Here is a 21,256-nt window from a genome sequence, read left to right as displayed (position 1 = left end):
GCGACGCGGTATGGATCACGCCTCCGGGTCGGTCGGTTCGCCGCCACGGCCCGTCCGCCGCGACCACGCGAAAGGACCGGCACAACCATGTTCGGGCGCTCCTCTCTGGTTCCCCCGCAACTGACGCCCGCGATCCCGACCCTGCGCCCGATCGCAGTAACCGAGCCACCGCGGCCGAGCCGGAACCGGAGCCGCACCCGTGGGGCGAAGGCCCGGCTCGCGCTGGCGTCGTTCGCCGCGATTCTGGTGGCCGCCAATGCGGCGTTCGCGGTCGCGCTCGACGCGCGGTTGCCGCTCGTCCGGTTCCCCGAGTACGGTCACAGGCTCGCATCCGTTCAGCAGCTTCGGGCCGAACACCCCGACCGACCGCTGGTGCTGGCCGTCGGCAGTTCGCGCACACAGATGGCACTGAACCCGGCCGCGACGGGGCTTCCGGAGGGGCCGCGGGACCCGCTGGTGTTCAACTTCGGGCTGGCCGGCGCGCTCCCGGTTCACCACCCGCTCGGGTACCGCCGGCTCCGCGCCGACGGGGTTAAGCCGGACGCCGTCATCGTCGAGATTTTCCCGGCGCTGCTCTGCGTTCCGGACGCCGCCCACACCGTCTATGCGGAGAGCGGCGCGGGGCTGACCGCTGCCGAATTGGCGAGTTTGGCGCCGAACACACACGACCCGGAGCCGGTCCGGCGCTGGGTTCAGTCCCGCGCGTTCGGACCGGCCGCGCACCTCCAGAGTATTCAGCGCCAAATCGTACCGGACCTGTTCCCGGCGCACTACTGGCTGCCGCTGATCGCCCGGTTCCCGAACGGAACCGGGTTCCACGCGTTCCCGGCGAAAGAGATTTCCGACGCAGACCGGCAGCGGGCGACTGATAAGGCGGTCGGTGCGTACCGACAGATGTGTCGCGAGATGCCGTTGCACCCGATGGCGGAGCGGGCGTACCGGGAGGTGGTCGCGGCGTGCCGGGCCGACGGGGTGCCGGTCGCTCTGTACCTCACCGCCGAAGCGCCGCTGTTCCGTGAGCTGTACACCCCCGAGTCCCGCGCGGCCCTTGCCGCGTTCGTTCGGGTGTTCACGGGTGAGCTCGGTGTCCCCGTGTTCGACCTGTCCGACGGATGGGAGACCGGCGATTTCTGGGACGGACACCACATGCTCCCGGGCGGCGCCGAGAAGTTCAGTCGCCGGCTCGCGGACCGGCACTTGCGGCCGTGGCTCGCCACGGTACTGCCGGCTCGGTGACGGCACTCCGACGCCGAACAGCGAGTTCGGCCCCTTTAGGCGTCCCGTTAGCATGGCGCCGCCTGTGTGGACGGTACGGGCTCGCGCGGCCGGTCTGTATTGACCGGTTTTTCTATGCTCCTTAGATTGGGAATCTGGCGCGGTCGGTGCGCCCCGGCATGACTCCGGGCGGGCGCACCGACTTTCGCGCACGAGGATTAACGCAATGGCGACGGCACAGACCGGGATGGAACCGACGTTCTTCGAGAAGCTGGGCGACAAGTTCAACGCCTTCGTCGAAGCGTGCGTGGGCGTCATCTCCCGGCTGGTGGGCGGGTCCGCCGACGAGCGACGCATTCGGGGTATCGGGTACGTGCGCCCGCGCGGCGCCGCGGTCCACACTGTGGTGCCCGGCTCGGCGCTCGCGAAGGTGAACGAACTCGAACCGAAGATGCAGGCGCTGACCGACGAGCAACTCAAGGGGCTCACCGCCGAGTTCCGCGAGCGGCTCAAAGGGGGAGCCACCCTCGACCAGTTGTTGCCCGAGGCGTTCGCCGCGGTCCGCGAGGCCGGCCGGCGCACGAAGGGCATGCGCCACTACGACGTGCAGGTGGTCGGTGGCGCGGTGCTGCACGGGTACGGCACCGGGCTGGGCAGCATCGCCGAGATGAAGACCGGTGAAGGTAAGACCCTCGTCGCGACCCTCGCCGCGTACCTCAACGCGCTCGAGGGCCAGGGCGTCCACGTGGTCACCGTGAACGACTACCTGGCGCGCCGCGACTGCGAGTGGATGCTGCCCATCTATTACGCGCTGGGGGTGAACGCGGCGTACATCCAGAGCGACATGGACCCGGAGGCCCGGCGCCGCGCCTACGAGTGCGACCTCACCTACGGCACCGCCTCCGAGTTCGGGTTCGATTACCTGCGCGACAACATGAAGATCGCGCGGCACGACGACGAGAACTACCACCCGTACTACCGGCAGGTGCAGCGGGCCCACCACTACGCCATCATCGACGAGGTGGACAACATCCTCGTCGACGAGGCCCGCACCCCGCTCATCATCAGCGGCCCGGCCTTCTCCGACGCCAAGCGGTTCGCCGAGGCCGACAAGGTAGCCCGCGCGCTAACGGAACTGGAGCGCAAAGCGCGGCGCGACATCGTCGCGGCCGGCACCATGAAGGCCGGCGGCACCGAAGGGGACGGGCTCACGCTGCTCGCCCCGCTCGACGCCACCAAAGTGGACCCGCAGAACCCGCCCCCGAAGGGCGTGTACTTCGAGATCAAGGAGAAGGAGCGCACCTGCCATCTGACGGATGCGGGCGTGCGCAAGGCCGAAGAGCTGGCGGGGGTCGAGAGCTTCTACACCGCCGGTAACATGGAATGGCCGCACCTGATGGACAACGCGCTGAAGGCGCACCACCTGTACCAGATCGACCGCCACTACATGATCGACCGCGACGCGCGGGAGAACAACGAGCTGTCGATCGTCATCATCGACGAGCACACCGGCCGCGCGATGTACGGCCGCCAGTGGTCCGACGGGCTTCACCAGGCCGTCGAGGCGAAGCACACCAAAGACGGGGTGCAGATCAAGCAAGAAACGCAGACGATGGCCACGGTCACGCTGCAGAACTTCTTCAAGCTGTACAAGAAGCTCGCGGGCATGACCGGCACCGCGAAGACGGAAGAGAACGAGTTCTGGAAGATCTACAAGCTCGACGTGGTGGCGATCCCCACCAACAAGCCGATGCTCCGCATCGAGCACAAGGACCTGGTGTACCGGACCGACAAGGAGAAGTGGGACGCGGTCGTTAACGAGGTCGTGGAGATCAGCAAGAGCGGGCGCCCGATCCTGATCGGCACCAAGGACGTGGACAAGAGCGAGAAGCTCTCGCAACTGCTGAAGCGCCGGGGGGTCAAGCACGAGCTGCTCAACGCGAAGCCGGAGCACGTGGGCCGCGAGGCCGAGATCGTGGCCCAGGCGGGGCGCATCGGCGCGGTCACCATCTCCACGAACATGGCCGGCCGCGGGACCGACATCATCCTCGGCGGCAACGCCGAAACGCTCGCGTGGGCGCGCCTCAAGCAGGCCAAGGACGCCGACGGGCGGCCCCTGTACCCCACCCGCCTGGAGGTGCCGAACGACGTGTGGGCCGCGACGATCAACGAGATCGAAGCGAAGGAGAAGATGAAGGAGGAGGGCCGCAAGGTCGCCGAGATGGGCGGGCTGCACATCCTCGGCACCGAGCGGCACGACTCCCGCCGCATCGACAACCAGCTCCGCGGCCGCGCCGGCCGCCAGGGCGACCCGGGGTCGAGCCGGTTCTACCTGTCGCTCCAGGACGAGCTGATGCGCTTGTTCGCGGGCGAGTGGGTCGGGAACGTGCTCACCCGGCTGGGGATGCAGGAGGGCGAGGCGATCGAGTCCGGCATGGTGAGCCGGCGCATCGAGAAGGCCCAGAAGAAGGTCGAAGAGTACCACTTCGACCAGCGCAAGAACCTGCTCGAGTACGACGAGGTGATGGACCTCCAGCGCAAGCGCGTGTACGGCGCGCGCCAGGAGATCCTGGACGGCATGAACCCGCGGGCCATGATCCTGGACATGATCCGCACGCAGATCGCCGACGCGAGCGCGCGGTTCCTGAACGACAGCTACGGCGCCGCCAGCTTCGCCGAGTTCGCCAGCAACCGGCTGGGCATGGAGTTCGCCGCGGGCGATTTCCGCACCTCCTCCTACGAGGACGCGGCGCGCCAGGCGATCGAACAGGCGCTGGCCAACGTCGAGACGTTCATGCAGGAGCGGCTCGAAGAGAACCTCGGGGCGGACGAGGACCCGAAGGACTGGAAGTGGTCGGAGCTGACCCGGGCGGTCAACGCCCGGTACGACCTCAAGCTGACCGAAAAGGAGTTGCGCAAGATCGCGCCCGACAAGCTCGCGGAACACCTGGGCGCCCAGGCCGAGGCCGCGGTGAACGCGGTGAACCTGGACGAAGGCGCGCGGTACCTGACGCGCACCTACGGCGCCGAGGCCCTCGCCGAGTGGCTCCGCCAGCGGTTCGGCGTAAAGATCACGGCCGAGGAGATCGTCGCCCGGGGCGACGGGAGCGAGCTGAACGGGCACCTGTACCAGAGGGTGCGGGCCGCGTACCGCGAGAAGGACGTGGAGTTCCCGGTGCGGGTGGCGATGCAGAACTTCATGTCCGACAAGCCGGCGGCCGGGCAGCAGCGGTACGACCGCGACGGGCTGTACCGCTGGAGCGCCCAGCGGCTCGGAACGGTGCTGGCGGCGCGGAAGCACGGGCCGCAGGTGCTCGCGGACTCGAACGGGTTCTTCGCGGTCGCGTTCCAGGCGCTGGAGGAAGAGGGCTGGACCGAAGAGGTGATCCGCACGGAGCCGCGGTCGAAGCTGCGCGAGCGGCTCACCGCTCTGGCGCCCAAGGCGATGCCGGCTGCGGACATCGACGAGATCGACGCCCAGGTGACCACGACCTTCAGCGGCGCCAAAGTCGCCGACCCGGAAGACGCCAAGGAACTGACCGATTGGGCGCAGCGCGAGCTGGGGCTGACGCTCGACGCCGCGAAGCTCACCGGGCGGAGCGCGGTCGAGGCGCGGCACATGGTCCTGAACGCCTACGACGAAAAGTACCGGCCGGAGATGCACTCGGTCGAGCGGCAACTCGTGCTGGAGCAGATCGACAGCGCGTGGAAGACGCACCTGCTGGTGATGGACAACCTCCGCAGCGGGGTGGGGCTGGCGGGCTACGCGCAAGAAGACCCGAAGATCGTGTACAAGCGCGAGGGGATGCAGGAGTTCGACAAGATGTGGGCGGGCATCCGCGACCGCATCACCGAAGCCGTCTTCCGGATGGAGGAGATGGGCGACGAGGAGGCGCAGGCGGCGCTGTGGGCCGGCGCCCGCGCGACGCACGCCGCGGCCATCAGCGCGACCCAGGCGCGTCAGGCCCAGCTCGACGCCTCGCAGCAGCAGACGAACACGTCGGGCGGGGGCGAGACGAAGAAGACCGACCCAATCCGCAATGAGGGTAAGAAGGTAGGCCGCAACGACCCGTGCCCGTGCGGGAGCGGCAAGAAGTACAAGAACTGTCACATGAAGATGGAGGCCGGCAAACGGTAGGCGGCGGAGGCGAACGAGTCGGTGCCGGTCCGGTCGAGATAACGTCTTTTTTGGAGATAAGACATGGACCGTCGCCGAGCGTTCACACTGATCGAGTTGCTCGTCGTTGTTGCAATCCTCGCCGTGCTGATTGGCTTGCTAGTGCCGGCAGTGCAAAAGGTGCGCAGCGCGGCTGCACGGATGAAAAGTGCGAACAATGTGCGGCAGATCAACTTAGCCGTTCATAATTTCGCGGGTACTCGAAGCGACTTGCTTCCGGCCATTGACGGAAACCCTCGGCGCGTTTGGTCAGAGCCTTTCGGAATGTTCGTGATCCAGCGAGAACCGGTTTTGTTTGAGGCCCTTTTGCCGTACCTCGAGGTCCCAACCACTTCAGCTCAAGCACTGCCAGACCTCGTTCCCGTGTATGTCAGTCCCGTTGATCCCGGGTTCGCAGCCCATCAAGCAAAAGCGTCCCGCCCGTTACAATCAGCAATTAGTTATACAGGTAATGCTCAGGTCTTTGTCGGATCAGCGAGCCTGACAACGACATTCACTGACGGGCTGAGCAATACGATCACTATTGCTGAACACTATGCTTCGTGCGGTAGTGTCCGATTCTCATATACAACAACCGAGCCAATCGGCCGGCCCGGTTATACTGTTCACCGCCCGACATTTGCCGACGGCGGGTCGGTATTTCGTGGTCAGAACGAGCAAGACGTTTATCCCGTTACGAGTGGTAATCCGGCCATCACACGCCCGAGTCGTGCAGGGGCCACGTTCCAGGTCGCGCCTCAAGTTTGGTTCCAGGACAGTTGGGAAAATCCTCGTGCCCCCGGTGCGAACGAATGTGACTGGTCAGTTCCGCAAACGCCGCATCGTGAAGGGATGATTGTTGCGCTGGCAGACGGAAGCGTCCGCACACTTTCCCCGTCCATGAGCCCGGCCACGTTCTGGGCCGCCGTGACACCCGCTGGCGGTGAGGTGCTGGGCAGCGACTGGTAGCAAACTGGAATGGGAATCGCGGCGGGAAGGGGATATCCTCTCAGCCGCACCGCATCTTTAGACTGCGATTCCCATGCTCCTTGACCTCGTTTACTTGTTGGCTCTGCTCGCGCTCTCGCCGTGGTTACTCTGGCGCGCGGCTCGAACCGGTCGTTATCGCCAGAACCCTGCCGCGAAGTTGTTCGGACGAGTCCGCATCACCAACCCGATGCGAAAGCCGGTGGCGTGGTTTCACGCGGTCAGCGTCGGGGAGGTCAACCTGCTCGGAACGCTCGTTCCGGCCTTCTGCAAGCGACATCCTGACTGGCACGTCGTCGTGTCGTCCACCACCGATACCGGACTCGCCGAGGCGAAGCGCCGGTTCGCCGATTTGGACGTGATCGCGTGGCCGTTCGACTTCACCTGGGCGGTCGCGGCGGCACTTGGCGCGGTAAAGCCTTCGTTGGTGGTTCTCGCCGAAAGCGAACTGTGGCCGAACTTTCTCGCCGCTGCACGTCAGCAAAATGTGCCCGTGGTCGTGGTGAACGCGCGGATGAGCCCGCGCACCTTCCGGCGCATGAAGCGTGTCGCCGGACTCGCCCGACAGTTGCTATTCCGCCACGTGACGCGATTCGCGGTCCAAGAGGCGGACTACACCGACCGCCTCCGGCAACTCGGCGTACCGGGTACGAAGCTCGTCACGACGGGGTCGATCAAGTACGACGGCGCGCTGCGGACACGTAGCACGCCAGAAACGGAGCGGCTGCGCGGGCTTCTTGGTCTGGTCGGGCCTGATCCGTCGGGCGGCTCCCCCCTCGTTCTGCTGGCCGGCAGCACACACGCGCCAGAGGAAGCGATCGTTCTTGACGTGTTCGCCCGACTGCGCACGCGATTCCCGCACGTGAGACTGCTACTCGTCCCTCGTCACCCCGATCGTTTCGAGGAGGTCGTGCGGCTCGTCGAAGCCGCGCAACTGCCGTTCGTGCGACGCTCTACCGTTTCCACCCCTCTGGCCGAAGCCCCCGCGGTCGTGTTACTCGACACGGTGGGCGAACTCGGCGCCGCGTGGGGATTGGCGGACGTTGGATTTACCGGCGGGAGTCTCGACGGGGTGCGCGGCGGGCAAAGTATGATCGAGCCCGCCGGGTACGGGGTACCGTGCGTGTTCGGGCCGCACGTGTGGAACTTTCGCGACGCCGCCAAACGCTTGGTTGAAGCAGGCGGGGCCGTGATGGTGCCCGACGCAAATGCCCTTGAGGCGGAGTTGATGAAGCTCCTTACCGACCCCGACCTGCGGGCGCGAATGGGTCGTTCGGCCCGCGAACTGGTCCAGCGCCAACAGGGCGCGACGTTTCGCACGCTCGACGTGATCGATTCCGTCATCCCTTCACCCGCGGGCAGTCGCGCCGCATAACCTCGGTTACAATTGGGCCGGTGAACTCACGACCCGAGGCGCGAATGATCCGCGCATACACCTTCAGCGCCGCGGGCGGGCACGCCGTGAACGAGGACATGTTTCTCGTGTGCGAGGTGCCGGGCGGTTATGTCGTCGGGCTCGCCGACGGCCAGGGCGGGCGCGCAGGCGGCGCCCGGGCAGCCCGACTCGCCTGTCAAGTCGCACTGGAAGAGCTGATGCGCGGGCCTGAGCCCGATTGGGCCGGCGCCCTGGCACGCGCCGACAACGCCGTCGCGGCCGATTCCACGGCTGGATTCACCACGCTGGTCGCGTTGCGGGCAACAGCGGGACACGTCACCGGGTCATCGTGTGGTGACAGCGCGGCAGTCGTGGTGTGCGGGGACGCGGCCCCACAGGTGCTCACCTCATGGCAATTCAAGAACCCGCCTGTTGGCAGTGGCGAAGCGACGTTCGTGCCGTTCGCTTTGGAACTCGTCGCACCCTGGAAATTGTTGATCGTTAGCGACGGCGTCTGGAAGTACGCGACCTGGGAGCGCGTGTGGGACAGCACCGCTCGACTATCCGGCGAGGAACTGTTGGAAGAACTTCGGGCTGCGGCACGCCTGCACGCGACTGGCGAGTTTCAAGACGACTTCACCGTTGTACTGCTCGAGGGCGAGTAGAGCATGTACCGTATCACACAATGCCTATCGGTCGGCATGTTTCCGCGCCCAGAAGACGCACCCAGGCTTCTGGCGAGCGGAATCACCCACGTGCTGAATGTGTCCGATCGCCCCAGCGATGTTTCGGTCGCCGACGGGTTCGGCGATGTTGCCTGGGTGCCGATGTCCGACAGCCGTCGGCTCTTGCCCGCAACCGCATTGCAGGCGCTCAACGCGCTGCACGAACTTGCAGCGGCGCCCGACGCCCACGTTTACGTTCACTGCATGGTCGGTCGGTTGCGCTCGCCGACGATCCTGTGGCTGTACCTGATCGCGCTCGGGCTCGACCCGCACACGGCCCGCGACCTGATTGAGTCGCGAGCGCCGCACGCGACCGCCGGGCACTACCAGATGGTGAGCAACGAACACGTGCGGCTCGCGCAGAAGCACGGGCTGGCGCACTTCTTACCGCACCCGCGCTCGGACCTCGTCGTGCCGTTCCCGCTCGCGGAGGAGGAATGAACGCCCCGCTCGCGTACTTTAACGGTCGGCTCGTGCCGTTTTCGGAAGCCGCGCTCTCACTCCACGACGCCGGGTTCGTTTCGGGCGCTACAGTGGTGGACAACGCCCGCACGTTCCGCCACAAACTGTTCCGCTGGGCGGACCACCTCGCGCGTTTTCGGCGGGATTGTGTTGCGTGCTACGTTCCACTCGGTTCGACCGACGAACAACTCACCGCCGCCGCCCACGAATTGGTTGCGCACAACGCGAAACTGCTGCCGCCCGGCGGCGAGCTTCAGTTGGTGACGTTCGCGACCCCCGGGCCGCTCGGCTTCTACCTCGGAGAGCCGCAGAACGGCCCGCCGACCCTCGGGATGGTCACCTACCCACTTCCATTTGCTCGGTACCGGACGTTTTTTACCGAGGGCGTCCGGCTCGGTGCCGTCGCCAACGTCTGGTCGGCGCCAAACGGTGTGGTTCCGCCGGCGGTGAAGCACCGCAGCCGGATGGCGTGGCACGTCGCGGACAACCAAGCCCGGGCGTTAGCCGGAAGCACCGCCTTGGCGCTCGCAGTTGAGAACGAGTACCTCACAGAAACCAGTGTCGCGAACATCCTTATCGTGCGCGACGGAGGGGTCGTTAGCCCACCGCCGGGAACCGTTCTTGACGGGATCAGCTTGAAGGTGACGCGCGAGCTGTGTTGCGCGGTCGGTGTTCCGTACACCGAGGCCCCGGTTCACCACCGGGACGCGGCTCACGGGTCCGAATTTCTGCTCGCGGGTACCGGATTCTGTCTCGCCGCGGCGCGCGAGCTGTTCGGCGGAGCGGTGTGCGCCTCGCGAACGTTCGAGCCGTTCGGGCCTGTGCTGGCGAAACTGCTCGCGGCGTGGTCCGATCTGGTCGGCGTGGATGTCGCGAGGTCGTTCACCGACGCGAGGGCGTGATGCCAGCGAACCCGTTCGATAAGGCGGCGCGATACGTCACGAAGATGGACCCGCTTGCGTTCCTCGCGTGGGCGTTTGGGGTTCCCACATCGGAAATCACGTTCGGCGGCTGGCTCGACACGCGGGCCGTTCCCCTACCGCACGAGCCGGACCAGATCGGCGATACGGTGGCCCGCGCCCGTAACTTTGGAACCGAAGAGGCCCCGTGGGCGATCGCGATCGAGTTCCAGATCGAGCCGGATCCGATGATGTTTGGGCGGTTGATGATCTACCTCGGGCACTTGTGGCAATCGCTGAAGCCGGACCCGGAGCGCGGGAGCCGGTTCAACATCGGGGCGGTGGTCGTAAACTTGACCGGTACGGGTCGCGCTTCGCGCGAGATGCGCTGGCCCGGCACACCGCTGGTCACCCACCTCGGCGTTGTCGAACGGAACCTCGTAACCGAGCGCGCCGCCACCTTGCTTGCGGGAATTGAGGCCGGGCACTGGTCGCGGGCGCTGCTGCCGTGGCTCCCGCTGATGACCGGTGGCGACGATGCGGTTATCATCGACCGGTGGAAGGTGCTTGCGGAAGGCGAGCCGGACCGCCGCGCCCGAGGCACCTACGGCGGTTTGGCGCTCGTCTTCGCCGCTGCCGCTGGTCGCCGCGAGGTTTGGGAAAAGGCACTGGAGGGTTGGAACGTGATCGAATCACCCGTCGTGAACGAGTGGATCGCTTTGGGTAAGGCTAAAGGCGTGGCCGAGGGGCGCGCCGAGGGGCGCGCCGAGCAGGCGGTTCTGATGCTCCTGAACGTCCTCGCGGCCAAGTTCGGAAGCACCCCGGCCGAAGTGGAAGCGGCCGTTCGCTCGTGCGCCGACCTCGTCAAGCTTCAAGTGTGGACGACCCAGGCGGCGACAGCAGCTACGCTCGCCGAGTTCCGCACCACGACCGGGTTGTGATCCGCTTCTTCTCCGGAGTGGCGTCCACAATGTCCGAATCTGGCGAGTAGACGGCGCGTTCTTCACAGAGTATTCTTACCACCCTTGCTGGGGTTTGTGACAGCTTGTTACAAGCCCCGCGCTGTTCCGGTCGAGACCGCCGAACGGAGGGCTTTCGCTCTTTCCGCTCGCGACCGAACGGCTCGGACCGCCAAGACCCAAGCGCCAGGACACTGTAATGTCCCTCTCTCGCTCTCGCGCCCGCCGGCCGCGGTTCCCGTGGCTGCTGCTCGTCGTTTGCGCCCTCCCGATCGGGTTGCTCGGGGCGGGCGACTTCTCGGGCCGCCCGACTGCCGATTGGACCGTGTTCGGCTCCGCCTGGGAGCCGTTCGCGTTTCTTACGTCGGGCGCTTACGGGTTCGGTGAGAAACTCGGCCTGCTCGGGTGCCTCGCGGTCGCGGTCGGCGGGCTCGTGTACGCCGCCCGGCTGATGAAGGAGGTGTACGCGGCCGACACCGGCACGCCGGCGATGCAGAAGGTCGCGCAGGCGGTGCGCGAGGGGGCGAACGCCTACCTCCGGCGCCAGTTCGCGGTGGTCGGCGTGCTGATCGTGCTGCTGACGGGCGTCATCATCGCGTCGAAGTGGCCGTGGGAGGCTGAGCCCGGGATGCACTCGATCGACGAACTGAAGACGATCGCGGTCGGGCGCGGGGTGGCGTTCCTGATGGGCGCGCTCTTCTCGGCCGCGGTGGGCTTCACCGGGATGCGGCTCGCCACGGCAGGTAACCTGCGCGTCGCCGCCGCCGCCCGCGCGCGGCGCGAGGCCGGCGACACGAGGGCGAACTTCGGCGCCGCCATGCGGCTGGCGTACAAGACCGGCACCATCACGGGCATGTTCACCTGCGGGCTGGGGCTGCTCGGCGGCACGCTCATCTTGCTCGTGTTCGGCGAACTGGCTTACGAGATCCTGATCGGCTATGGGTTCGGCGGGTCGCTCCTGGCGCTGTTCATGCGCGTGGGCGGGGGGATTTACACCAAGGCCGCCGACGTCGGCGCGGACCTCGTCGGGAAGGTGGAGCAGGCCATCGCCGAGGACGACCCGCGGAACGCCGCGACCATCGCCGACAACGTCGGCGACAACGTCGGCGACTGCGCCGGGATGGCGGCCGACGTGTTCGAGAGCTACTCGGTCACGATGGTGGCGGCGGTGATGCTCGGGTACGCGGCGTTCGGGTTCAAGGGGATGATCTTCCCGCTGCTCGTGCAGGCGGTGGGCGTGGTCGCCAGCGTCATCAGCACGTCGCTGGTCGGCGCCGGCATGACGACGGGCAGCAGCTCGACCGCGATGGGGGCGATCAACCGCGGGTTCTGGCGCAGCGCGGTCATCAGCACCCTCGGGTTTATGCTGTTCGGCCTCATTTACCTGCGGTTCGACGCGGCCTACATCGTGGAGCGCGGCATCGACCGCGGGATGTACCAGGAACTGTTCGACAACACCGACCTGCGCGCCGAACTGGGGCTCACGCACGCCGGCCCGCGGACCGTGGCGTCCGAGGTGAAGGAGCTGCGCGACCTGCGGAGCGGGGCCGAGCGGAACGCCCCGAAAACGGTCGCGCTGGAAGCGGAGGTGGACCGGCACCGGACCGACGCGCTGGCGGCGTGGCGCAAGCTCGCCCCCGAGGCGCGCGACCAGCTCGCGCAGCGCCGGGTCAAGGTGGCCGCGGCCGGGGGCGAGCACGAGCTGCAACTCGTCACCGACCTGCGGACCCGTCGTGTGGCCCAGGACGGGGAACTGCGTGCGACCGCGACGCTGCTCGAACTGGCGCAAGCCCGGTACCACGTACCGCTGCGGCCGGGGCTGAACCTGGCGGTCGCGTGGTGCTGCCTCATCGGCATCCTGCTCGCAGTGCTGCTCAACAAGTGTACCGAGTACTGGACCAGCACCGAGTACAGCCCGGTGCGGGAGGTGGTGCGGGCCAGCAGCACCGGGCACGCGACCAACATCATTTCGGGCCTGGCGCTCGGCCTCGAAAGCTCGGTGTGGGCGGTGCTCCTCATTTCCGGCGCGATACTCGCTGCGGTTGCGGTGTGCGGCGACTCGCAGAACCTGTTGTACCTCGCGTTCGGGGTCGCGATGACCGGCATCGGGATGCTCACGTTGACCGGCGACACGATCAGCATGGACGTGTTCGGCCCGATCGCCGATAACGCGAACGGCATCGGCGAGATGTCGTTCAACCGTGACGTGAACGGCCAGAGCCTGAAAGACGGTGACCCCGGGTTCATGCCGGACGCCGAGAACGCGGACGCGCGGCAGATCCTCGCCGACCTGGACGCCGTCGGGAACACCACAAAGGCCATTACCAAGGGCGTGGCGATCGGCTCGGCGGTGATTGCGGCGGTGTCGCTGTTCGCCAGCTTCATCGCGGTGCTGGTGACCGGCTCGGAGGAGAAGATCGGGCAGCTCCTGATCGGCGATTTCACGCAAGGGGCCTCGAAGCTCACCGTCGCCGAACCGCTGGTGTTCATCGGGATGCTGATCGGCGGCGCGGTGCCGTTCCTGTTCAGCGCGATGACCATTCGCGCGGTGGGGCGTGCGGCGTACCTGATCGTGTTCGAGTGCCGCAAGCAGTTCCGCGACCCCGAGATCATGGCGGGCACGAAGACGCCGGATTACGGGCGCGTGGTGGCGATCTGCACGGCGACCGCTCAACACGAGCTGATCGGCCCCGGGCTGCTCGCGATCGGCACGCCGCTCGTGGTGGGCTTCCTGCTGGGGCCGTTCGCGCTCGGCGGGTTCCTCGCCGGGATGATCCTCACCGGCCAGCTCATGGCGGTGTTCATGTCGAACGCCGGCGGCTCGTGGGACAACGCCAAGAAGATGATCGAGGACGAGCCCAAGGACAAGGAACGCAACACCGGTAAAGGCAGCGAGAAGCACAAGGCGAGCGTCACCGGCGACACGGTCGGCGACCCGCTGAAGGACACGAGCGGCCCGGCCATCAACCCGCTCATCAAGGTGATGAACATGGTGAGCCTGCTCGCGCTGCCACTGGTGATGATGCACAACGTGAAGGACGGGACCGGGAACTGGACCGTGGGCGCCGCGGTCGCGGGCGTGGCGGTGCTGGCGGTGCTGTGGGCGTGGTGGCAGTCGAAGAAGGAGACCGCCGAGATGAGCGCGCTGGATAAGGAGCCAGTTCAGGGTAAGTGACCGCGACCGCCCCGACCTCTGGGGTGGCCCTGGCCGCGGCGTTCGCTCCGTTGCCGGTTACAATGACCGGCGACGGCGAACGGCGAGGGCGAAACGTGAAACTGGCGAAGATCCGTATCGAGAATTTCAGGCACCTCGGCGCCGGCGGAAAGCCGTTCGAGTTGGACTTTACGGACCCGCTCGGCCGGGTGCGCGACTTCACACTTCTGGTCGGCCCCAACACAAGCGGCAAAACGACGGTCCTTGATGCGATTGCCGCGGCGCTCGGGCCGAGCCTCGAAATGCCCACGCTGAGGCCGGGCTTCAAACTGAGCCCACGAACGGTTGTTTCTCGCGGCGCGCTTCAGGCGAAGGTGACGTGCTGGCTGCGATTTGATGATGAGGAGATTCGGACTGCCGATGAAGTGCTAAAACTGGCCGAACTTCCGGGCTTTGCATCCGCGCTCCCGCCTACACCAAATCTCAAGCTAACGTGGATATACCCAGATACTAAACACAATCTCTCTGGCGGGTGGTCCGAATTCGATCACGACCCGGGTGGCTCCGTGCTGCTCCTCACACGAAACCGGATTCCCTTCCTCTTGGGAACAGGCCGGGTGACGTGGGACTGGCTCAAACGTGCTGGCGGAGCCTTCACCTTCGATCAAGAACGGACCGGTTGGGGGAAGACAATTTCACGTCAGGTTTGGAACATCATTCACGGAACGACCGAAGCGGCGGCAGAGAACCCGGACCTGCGAACCACCGATCCGCGCACGATCCTCGTGGACCTTGCGCTCCAATCACTTGTCCCTTCGGTCAATGCGGACCCGCGCGCGCTCGATCCGTTCGCGGCAATTCGCGATCGCTACGCGGACGTGTGCGCCCCGCGCCGAATTGTTGGGGCGGTACGGGACGAACTCAATGAATTCAGCATCCGCTTCAGCGACGGGCGGCAGGAATATGGCTACGAGGGTCTCAGTAGTGGCGAGAAGATGCTGCTCCTGCTGGTCATCCGGTTCGTGTCCGAACACATCCACCGCTCGGTCGTCCTGATCGACGAACTGGAGCTGAATCAGCACCCGCTCTGGCAGCGGCGATTACTTCACATGATCCCGCGAATGGGTGACAACAATCAAATCATCGCCACGACGCACTCCCCATACCTTCGCGACGCTGTTCCGCCGGACGCGGTCATCGAGTTGGGCGGCCTCGGCGACGACTCACGCGCGGAGGGGGCGTAGGTGGCGACCTTCCTCGTCTGCGAGTGCGCGATCGATAACCGCGTACTCGATCAAATCGTCGTCCAGCGGCACGGCCTCGCCGTTCAGATCGCACTCGCCGGCGGAAGCACCGGGTTGGGTGCGATCCGGAGCTACCTTCAGCAGCGCACTTCGGGTGATGTCGCGATTTCGGTTCGCGATCGTGACTACGATTACACGCTCGCCGAAGCGGCCACAACTTGGACCGCCCCCACAAGCCGACAGCTCGTTTGGCGCCGGCACGAGGTCGAGAATTAAATTACTTGCTCGAACCGCTTGTAGTTCTCGACCTGTTCAACGAGTGGCGAGCGCTGCCCAATGCGGCGTGGGCGAGTGGGCTACCTGGGAGTGAGGCCGGTACCGAATCCCTCTTACAACAGCTTGCCGTTCCGCTCATCCCCGAACACGTCGCGGGATTGGTACGAACCGAACTCGTTCGGGCGATGAACGCGCTGGGTAGTTTGAGTTTCACGCACCCGACGGCCGCGCCACCACCCGGCGTGGCGCTGGGCGCTGCCGGATGGCGCACGGCCGTTGTGGCTGAAGCTGCTCGCCTCGCGAGTAACGGAGCGGCTCTCGCCGCTTTGCCGGGGCTAGACGCGGCCACAATCGGCGCGCGTTACGACGCGCTCCTTGCTGGGTGCCAGTCGGTTCAGTTCTTTGCGGCGCGTGAGTACCTTAGCGATATGGGTGGGAAAGAGTTGCTCGCCGCCCTCGCTCAACACCTTAATGGGCTCGGCGCTCCCGGTCGGCTCAACAGCACCGCGATCGCGGACGCGCTGCTCCACGCGCTTGTCCGCATTTATCAACCCAACACACTCTTCCAGCCCGATGACTTCGCGGAACTCGGGGCGATTCTCGCGCAATTCTGATCGGCGTTGGCCCGCGGCGCGGCGTGCTGGTAACCTAGTTCGCGTCTCTCTCCTCCGGACGCTGCCTCATGGATCTGTTCGCTCTCACGCTGTACTCGCGCGACCCCGTCAGCCAGCGGCTGATCCTGCACGCGATGCCGGTTATGATCGCCGTGCTGTGCTGCCTCGCCATCGCGTACCGCTACTACTCGGCGTTCCTCGCGGCGAAGGTGGCCGCGTTCGACGACACCCGCCCAACGCCCGCCGTGCGCCTCAACGACGGCCAGAACTACCACCCCACCAACCGCTGGGTGCTGTTCGGGCACCACTTCGCCGCGATCTCGGGCGCGGGGCCGTTGATCGGGCCGGTGCTCGCCATTCAGTACGGGTTCGCGCCCGGGCTGGTGTGGCTCGTCATCGGCGTGTGCCTCGCGGGCGCGGTGCAGGACATGCTCGTGATGGCCGCCAGCGTCCGCCGCGACGGCAAATCCATCGCCGAGATCGCCCGGCACGAACTCGGCTACCCGGCGGCCGTCATCGCGTCGGTCGCGATCCTCTTTATCGTGGTGATCGCGCTCGCCGGCCTCGGCCTGGTCGTGGTGAAGGCGCTCGGCGGCGAGGAGGTGAAGCTGCCGAAGGGGACGCAAATTACGGTGCCCGTCGCCGAGCGCGTTCGGGCCGAGCCGCAAGGGGGCGCGACTGTTCTGCACTTCCCGCCCGGGTGCTCCGTCCGGTACGAAGCGGCGGGGGCCGCAACCGCTCGCTCGGAGCCGTTCGCCGTGCGCGTGCCCGGAACGATATCCGGGAATTGGCGTGTCGGGAAGGCATCGGCGGACCCCACGGAGGTCACCGAAACCGGTTCCCCTCACGTTTCGTACACGCACCCCACCGACTCGCTCACCTTTGTCACGCCCGCCGGCTGTGCGCAGGTGGTGGCCGGTTCGTCCTGGGGCACGTTTACCATCGCTTGCACCATCCCCATCGCGCTTCTGGTCGGGCTGTGGATGTACCGCATCCGGCCCGGGCGCGTGGTCGAGGCGTCGCTCATCGGGGGCGTGCTCACGCTCGCGGCGGTCGTGATCGGCGAGCCGGTGTCGCGGTCGGCGCTCGGGGCGTATTTCTCGCTCACGCGCGAGCAGACCATCGCCGCGCTTGGCACCTACGGGTTCGTCGCGGCCGTGTTGCCGGTGTGGCTGTTGCTCGGGCCGCGCGACTACCTGTCGAGCTTCCTGAAGATCGGCACCATCGGGCTGCTCGTCGTGAGCGTGTGCGTCGCGAACCCCGCCCTCCAGGCGCCGGCGCTGAACGAGGTGTTCATTAACGGCGGGCCGACCTTCCCCGGCCAGATCTTCCCGTTCGTGTTCATTTGCATCATGTGCGGCTCGATCAGCGGGTTCCACGCGCTCGTGTCCAGCGGCACCACGCCGAAGATGGTAGAGAAAGAATCGCACATCCGCACCATCGGCTACGGCTCGATGCTGATGGAGGGGCTGGTCGCCGTGACGGCACTCATCGCGGCGGCGGCGCTGCCGTCGGAGCTGTACTACGCCATCAACGTTCCCATCGACCGCGAGTCCGAGTTCAAAACGCGTCTCGACGAGGTGTTCGACCGCTACGGCGTGAAGGTGCCGCCGGAAGCGGCCGATCCGGCCCACGCGACCAACGTCAGCTCGCCCCAGCACCTCGACCTGGGCCGGGTGGAAGAGAAGGTGGGCGGGGAGTCGCTCCGCGGGCGCACCGGCGGGGCGGTCACGCTGGCGGTCGGCATGTCGGTCATCTTCGAGCAGGCGTTCATGTGGCTCGGGGTGCAGGGCGAATCGCTGCTCAAGTACTGGTACCACTTCGCGATCATGTTCGAGGCGCTGTTCATCCTCACCACCATCGACGCGGGCACGCGCATCGCCCGGTTCCTGTTGCAGGAGAGCGTCGGACGCGTTTATACGCCGGTGGCACGGCCGGACTGGCTCCCGGGCGCGGTGCTCGCCAGTGCGACCGTCACTCTGGGCTGGGTCGGGCTGGTGTGGACCGGCAGCATCACCACCATCTGGTCCATGTTCGGCATCGCGAACCAACTCCTCGCGGTGCTGGCCCTCGCGTTAGTTACCACGTGGCTCGTGAACAACGGGCGCGGCCGGTACGCGCTGGTCACGGCGCTGCCGATGCTGTTCGTGTGCAGCACGACGTTCACCGCCGGAACGCAGCTCGTGACGGGGCAATTCGCGGGCATGATCTCTAGCGGGCGGGCGAAGGTTGAACAGGGTCAGCAGCAACTGGCCGGCGCCACCGGAGCCGCACACAAGGCGGCCGAGGATCTGATCGCCGCGGGGGAGAAGTCGATCTTCACCGGTTACATGAACGCCGGGCTCACCGTCTTCGTCATCACCTGCGTTCTCGCGCTGCTGCTCTGGTCGGCGGCGCGGTGGGTGAGCGTGTGGCTCGGCCCGCTCCGGCGCCCGAACGCGGATGGCACGGCATGACCCGGCACGCACGCGAAGCCGTCTCGCTCGCCCTCGCGGCGGCGCTCGGAGAACTGGCGCTCGTCGCCCTGATGACCGACTGGGCGCAGCCCGGGGCGAGCGCGCTCGTGCTCGGATTTCTGCTCGGGCCGCCGCTGTTCCTCGCACTCGCGGCGTGGCGCCGCCGCACCCACGCCGACCGCTCGCGGGTGCTGTTTTGGGTCGCCGTTGTGATCGCGGTCGGCGGGTTGGGGGTGCTCGGCTTCGATTTGTACCGGTACGATTTCGATCCGCAGTTCCGCCGGACGCCGGGCATGAACCGCGTGCTCGTGCCGGTCGCGCAGTGGGGCGTGCTCCTGATCGTTTGGGCCGGGATGACGTTCCAGGAAATGCGCGAGCGGCGCGCCGAGGGCCGGCGCTAGCGGCCGGTCCGTGCTCACTTCGCCGGGTGCAGCACGAGGTCGAACGTCGGGCGCGTGCTCCCGTCCTTGAACGTCGCCCCGGCCTTCGAGTAGGCAATGCGGTCGGGGTGCGTGGCGTCGCGCTCGAACCTCACCGACAGCTCCACGATGCCGTACTCGGACAGCGGCTTCACCTCGCCTGCGTCGCACACGCCGTTGGCGTTGGCGTCGTGCCAGAGCGCGAGGGAATCGAGCTCCGCACCCGAGAGGACGCCGTCGCTGTTGTCGTCGAGGGCGGCCATCGCGTCGTAGCCGGTGCCCCAGAACAGCCAGAACGTCACGCTGCCGAACAGTTGCAGCGCGGACGTCACGTTCCCGGTGTGCTTTGGGTCGTGAACCAGCCACGCGGCGTTGGGACTGATCCACGTCCACTTCTTCTGAAGGCCGGTGCCGTCGGCGTCGAACGCGACGCTCGCGTTGCGGGCCTCGAGGTCGGCCGCGGTCAGCCCGTCTTTCAGCGGGACCGCGACCGGGGTGACCGGGCGCGGCAACCGGTTCAGCTTGGCGGTCCGCTCGGTGAGTGTCGCGATTTCGTCGGCGTCTTTGCTCTTGTCGAGCAGCGGGACGAGGTAGCCGGCGCCCTCCGCGGTGACGGTGTGGCCGCCGAATGGCCCGGCTTTTAACTCCTGGTCTTTCTTCCACGCCTCTTCGATCACCGCGCGAAGCGCCGCGATCGCGTCTTCTTTCTTATCGGTCTGGGACAGCAGCCACGCCCGCCCCAGCTTCGCGCGCAGGTCGTTGGGCGCGAGCTTGATGGCCTCTTCGTACAGAGCGAGCGCGGCCTTCAGGTGCCCTTGTGCGGCTGTCAGCTTCTCCTTGTTTTCGGTCTGCGTGACGGCGCGGAACGGAACGATCGGCGGCTCGTACCCGAACCAGATCGAGTCCGGGGACTTCTTGTTCACCGGCACCTCCTCGGACCGGAGTGAATAGGCCATCGCGTGAACGCGGGCGAGGTTCAGCACCGCGCTGGCGTCCTCCGGGTTCTTCTTGACGATGGCTTCGAGGTTCTTCGCCAGCCGCTCGACCGGTACCTTTTCGGTTTCAACCGGGAGGTAAAGGGCCGGGGCGAGTTCGGTGCATGCCGCGAGCGCGGCCGCCGCGAGCGCGAGACGGAATCTGAGCACGGTGCGCCCTCCGAAAAGTGATTGGGCGAAACGGATGATACACCGCGCGGCGCGGCGGTGTAAACTGTCGCCGCTGCCCTGTTACCCGGAGGCTCTCATGCTCTCACGCCGCCAGTTGCTCGCGACCGCATTCGCGGCCGCCGGGGGACTTCACCCCCGACTTGCCGGTGCGATCGACCCCATCAAGCGCCCGGGCACCAAGCCCGACCTGAAGTTGAGCCTCGCCGCGTACAGCTTCAACAAGCTGCTCGACCTGAAGAAGCCGTCGATGGATCTGTTCGAGTTCATCGACCTCGCCGCGGGGCTGCCGCTCGACGCGGTCGAACTCACCTCCTACTACTGGGCCGAAACGACCGACGCTTACGCCGAACGGCTCAAGGCCCACGCGGCGAAGAAGAAGCTCGCGATCTCGGGCGTGCCGGTCGGCAACAACTTCTGTGTGGCGGACGAAACGAAGTACCGGGCCGAGATCCAGAAGGTGAAGGACTGGACCGCGCGGGCGGCGAAAGTGGGCGCGAAGACGGTCCGCATCTTCGCCGGGAACCTGGAGAAGGGTGACACGCTCGAAGCCGTCCAGAAGCGCGTGGTCGCGGCGATCGAGGAGTGCTGCGCGGTGGCCGAGAAGCACGGGGTCGTGCTCGCGATGGAGAACCACGGCGGCATCACCGCGACCCCGGACCAACTGCTCGCACTGGTGAAGCCGGTGAAGAGCGCGGCATTAGGCGTGAACATCGACACCGGCAACTTCAAGACCGCGGACCCCTACGCGGACCTCACGAAGATCGCGCCTTACGGGGTCGTGTCGCAGGTGAAGACCGAAGTGTTCCCGGGCGGCAAGCGCGAGGAGGCCGACCTCGCAAGGGTGGTGAAGATCCTGAAGGACGCCAACTTCCACGGCTACGTCGCCCTCGAGTACGAGGCGAAAGACGATCCCAAGGTTGCGGTGCCGAAGTACGTTAAAGAGTTGCGCAGGCTCATCTCGGGATGAGAAGTCCCAAAGGCAGGGGATTGGCCACAAAAGAGGAAGGCAGCAGAGGATTGGCCACAAAAAAGCACAAAGGGCACAAAAGGGAACCAAAGAGGAAGACAGAAAAGTGAGTTTAAAACACTTCTCTTTGTCTCCGGTTTTCTTTTGTGCCCTTTGTGCTTTTTTGTGGCCAATCCTCTGCT

General features: G+C 66.4%; 16 protein-coding genes. 15 read left to right on the top strand and 1 reads right to left on the bottom strand.

The features are described 5' to 3' along the window. Window positions 1-87 precede the first annotated feature (87 nt). The 14 genes from R5W23_RS14440 to R5W23_RS14375 all read left to right on the top strand — a co-directional run bounded on the left by R5W23_RS14440 (window position 88) and on the right by R5W23_RS14375 (window position 18,923). Entirely contained in the window at window positions 88-1,236 is a 1,149-nt protein-coding gene (locus R5W23_RS14440; protein ID WP_320686899.1) for a hypothetical protein, read from the top strand. 205 nt (window positions 1,237-1,441) lie between these two features. Next, window positions 1,442-5,353 carry a preprotein translocase subunit SecA gene (gene secA / locus R5W23_RS14435; RefSeq protein ID WP_320686898.1) on the top strand — a complete coding sequence of 1,304 codons (3,912 nt, stop codon included), beginning with the start codon at window positions 1,442-1,444 and terminating at the stop codon, window positions 5,351-5,353. Between the two features lie 63 nt (window positions 5,354-5,416). Next, entirely contained in the window at window positions 5,417-6,340 is a 924-nt protein-coding gene (locus R5W23_RS14430) for a DUF1559 family PulG-like putative transporter (protein WP_320686897.1), read from the top strand. Window positions 6,341-6,413: 73 nt separating this feature from the next. Then, window positions 6,414-7,733 (top strand): 3-deoxy-D-manno-octulosonic acid transferase, encoded by a 1,320-nt coding sequence (locus tag R5W23_RS14425; RefSeq protein WP_320686896.1) that lies wholly within the window; start codon window positions 6,414-6,416, stop codon window positions 7,731-7,733. Between the two features lie 44 nt (window positions 7,734-7,777). Continuing rightward, window positions 7,778-8,398, top strand: coding sequence for a SpoIIE family protein phosphatase (locus tag R5W23_RS14420; protein ID WP_320686895.1), 621 nt, complete (start codon window positions 7,778-7,780; stop codon window positions 8,396-8,398). A 3-nt stretch (window positions 8,399-8,401) separates the two neighbouring features. Continuing rightward, complete coding sequence (locus R5W23_RS14415; RefSeq protein ID WP_326522216.1) at window positions 8,402-8,899, top strand: protein-tyrosine phosphatase family protein; 498 nt, start codon at window positions 8,402-8,404, stop codon at window positions 8,897-8,899. After that, complete coding sequence (locus tag R5W23_RS14410; RefSeq protein ID WP_320686893.1) at window positions 8,896-9,822, top strand: aminotransferase class IV; 927 nt, start codon at window positions 8,896-8,898, stop codon at window positions 9,820-9,822. Before R5W23_RS14415 ends, R5W23_RS14410 begins: the two co-directional genes overlap by 4 nt. Continuing rightward, a complete protein-coding gene (locus R5W23_RS14405) occupies window positions 9,822-10,760 on the top strand; it encodes a hypothetical protein (protein ID WP_320686892.1) in 939 nt (312 codons plus the stop codon). The genes R5W23_RS14410 and R5W23_RS14405 overlap by 1 nt, the downstream gene beginning before the upstream one ends. A 217-nt stretch (window positions 10,761-10,977) precedes the next feature. Continuing rightward, on the top strand, window positions 10,978-13,953 hold the full coding sequence (locus R5W23_RS14400; RefSeq protein WP_320686891.1) for a proton/sodium-translocating pyrophosphatase: 2,976 nt from the start codon (window positions 10,978-10,980) through the stop codon (window positions 13,951-13,953). A gap of 95 nt (window positions 13,954-14,048) precedes the next feature. Next, window positions 14,049-15,176, top strand: a complete 1,128-nt coding sequence (locus tag R5W23_RS14395; RefSeq protein ID WP_320686890.1) for an AAA family ATPase — start codon at window positions 14,049-14,051, stop codon at window positions 15,174-15,176. Further along, entirely contained in the window at window positions 15,177-15,452 is a 276-nt protein-coding gene (locus tag R5W23_RS14390) for a hypothetical protein (protein ID WP_320686889.1), read from the top strand. It begins immediately after the preceding gene. 5 nt (window positions 15,453-15,457) lie between these two features. Next, window positions 15,458-16,066 carry a hypothetical protein gene (locus R5W23_RS14385; protein WP_320686888.1) on the top strand — a complete coding sequence of 203 codons (609 nt, stop codon included), beginning with the start codon at window positions 15,458-15,460 and terminating at the stop codon, window positions 16,064-16,066. 68 nt (window positions 16,067-16,134) lie between these two features. Further along, on the top strand, window positions 16,135-18,522 hold the full coding sequence (locus tag R5W23_RS14380) for a carbon starvation CstA family protein (protein WP_320686887.1): 2,388 nt from the start codon (window positions 16,135-16,137) through the stop codon (window positions 18,520-18,522). Further along, complete coding sequence (locus R5W23_RS14375) at window positions 18,519-18,923, top strand: hypothetical protein (protein ID WP_320686886.1); 405 nt, start codon at window positions 18,519-18,521, stop codon at window positions 18,921-18,923. Before R5W23_RS14380 ends, R5W23_RS14375 begins: the two co-directional genes overlap by 4 nt. A 14-nt stretch (window positions 18,924-18,937) precedes the next feature. On the opposite strand, the gene R5W23_RS14370 is transcribed toward R5W23_RS14375, so the two are convergent. Beyond that, window positions 18,938-20,086, bottom strand: a complete 1,149-nt coding sequence (locus R5W23_RS14370; protein WP_320686885.1) for a tetratricopeptide repeat protein — start codon at window positions 20,084-20,086, stop codon at window positions 18,938-18,940. A 97-nt stretch (window positions 20,087-20,183) separates the two neighbouring features. On the opposite strand from R5W23_RS14370, the gene R5W23_RS14365 reads away from it, so the two are divergent. Further along, on the top strand, window positions 20,184-21,074 hold the full coding sequence (locus R5W23_RS14365) for a sugar phosphate isomerase/epimerase family protein (protein ID WP_320686884.1): 891 nt from the start codon (window positions 20,184-20,186) through the stop codon (window positions 21,072-21,074). Window positions 21,075-21,256 lie beyond the last annotated feature (182 nt).

It is taken from the genome of Gemmata algarum (assembly GCF_034097035.1).
In the GTDB taxonomy this organism is placed as follows: Bacteria; Planctomycetota; Planctomycetia; order Gemmatales; family Gemmataceae; genus Gemmata; species Gemmata algarum.
Note: the sequence above shows the minus strand (reverse complement) of the source record. Positions and strands in the feature narration are given on the sequence as shown.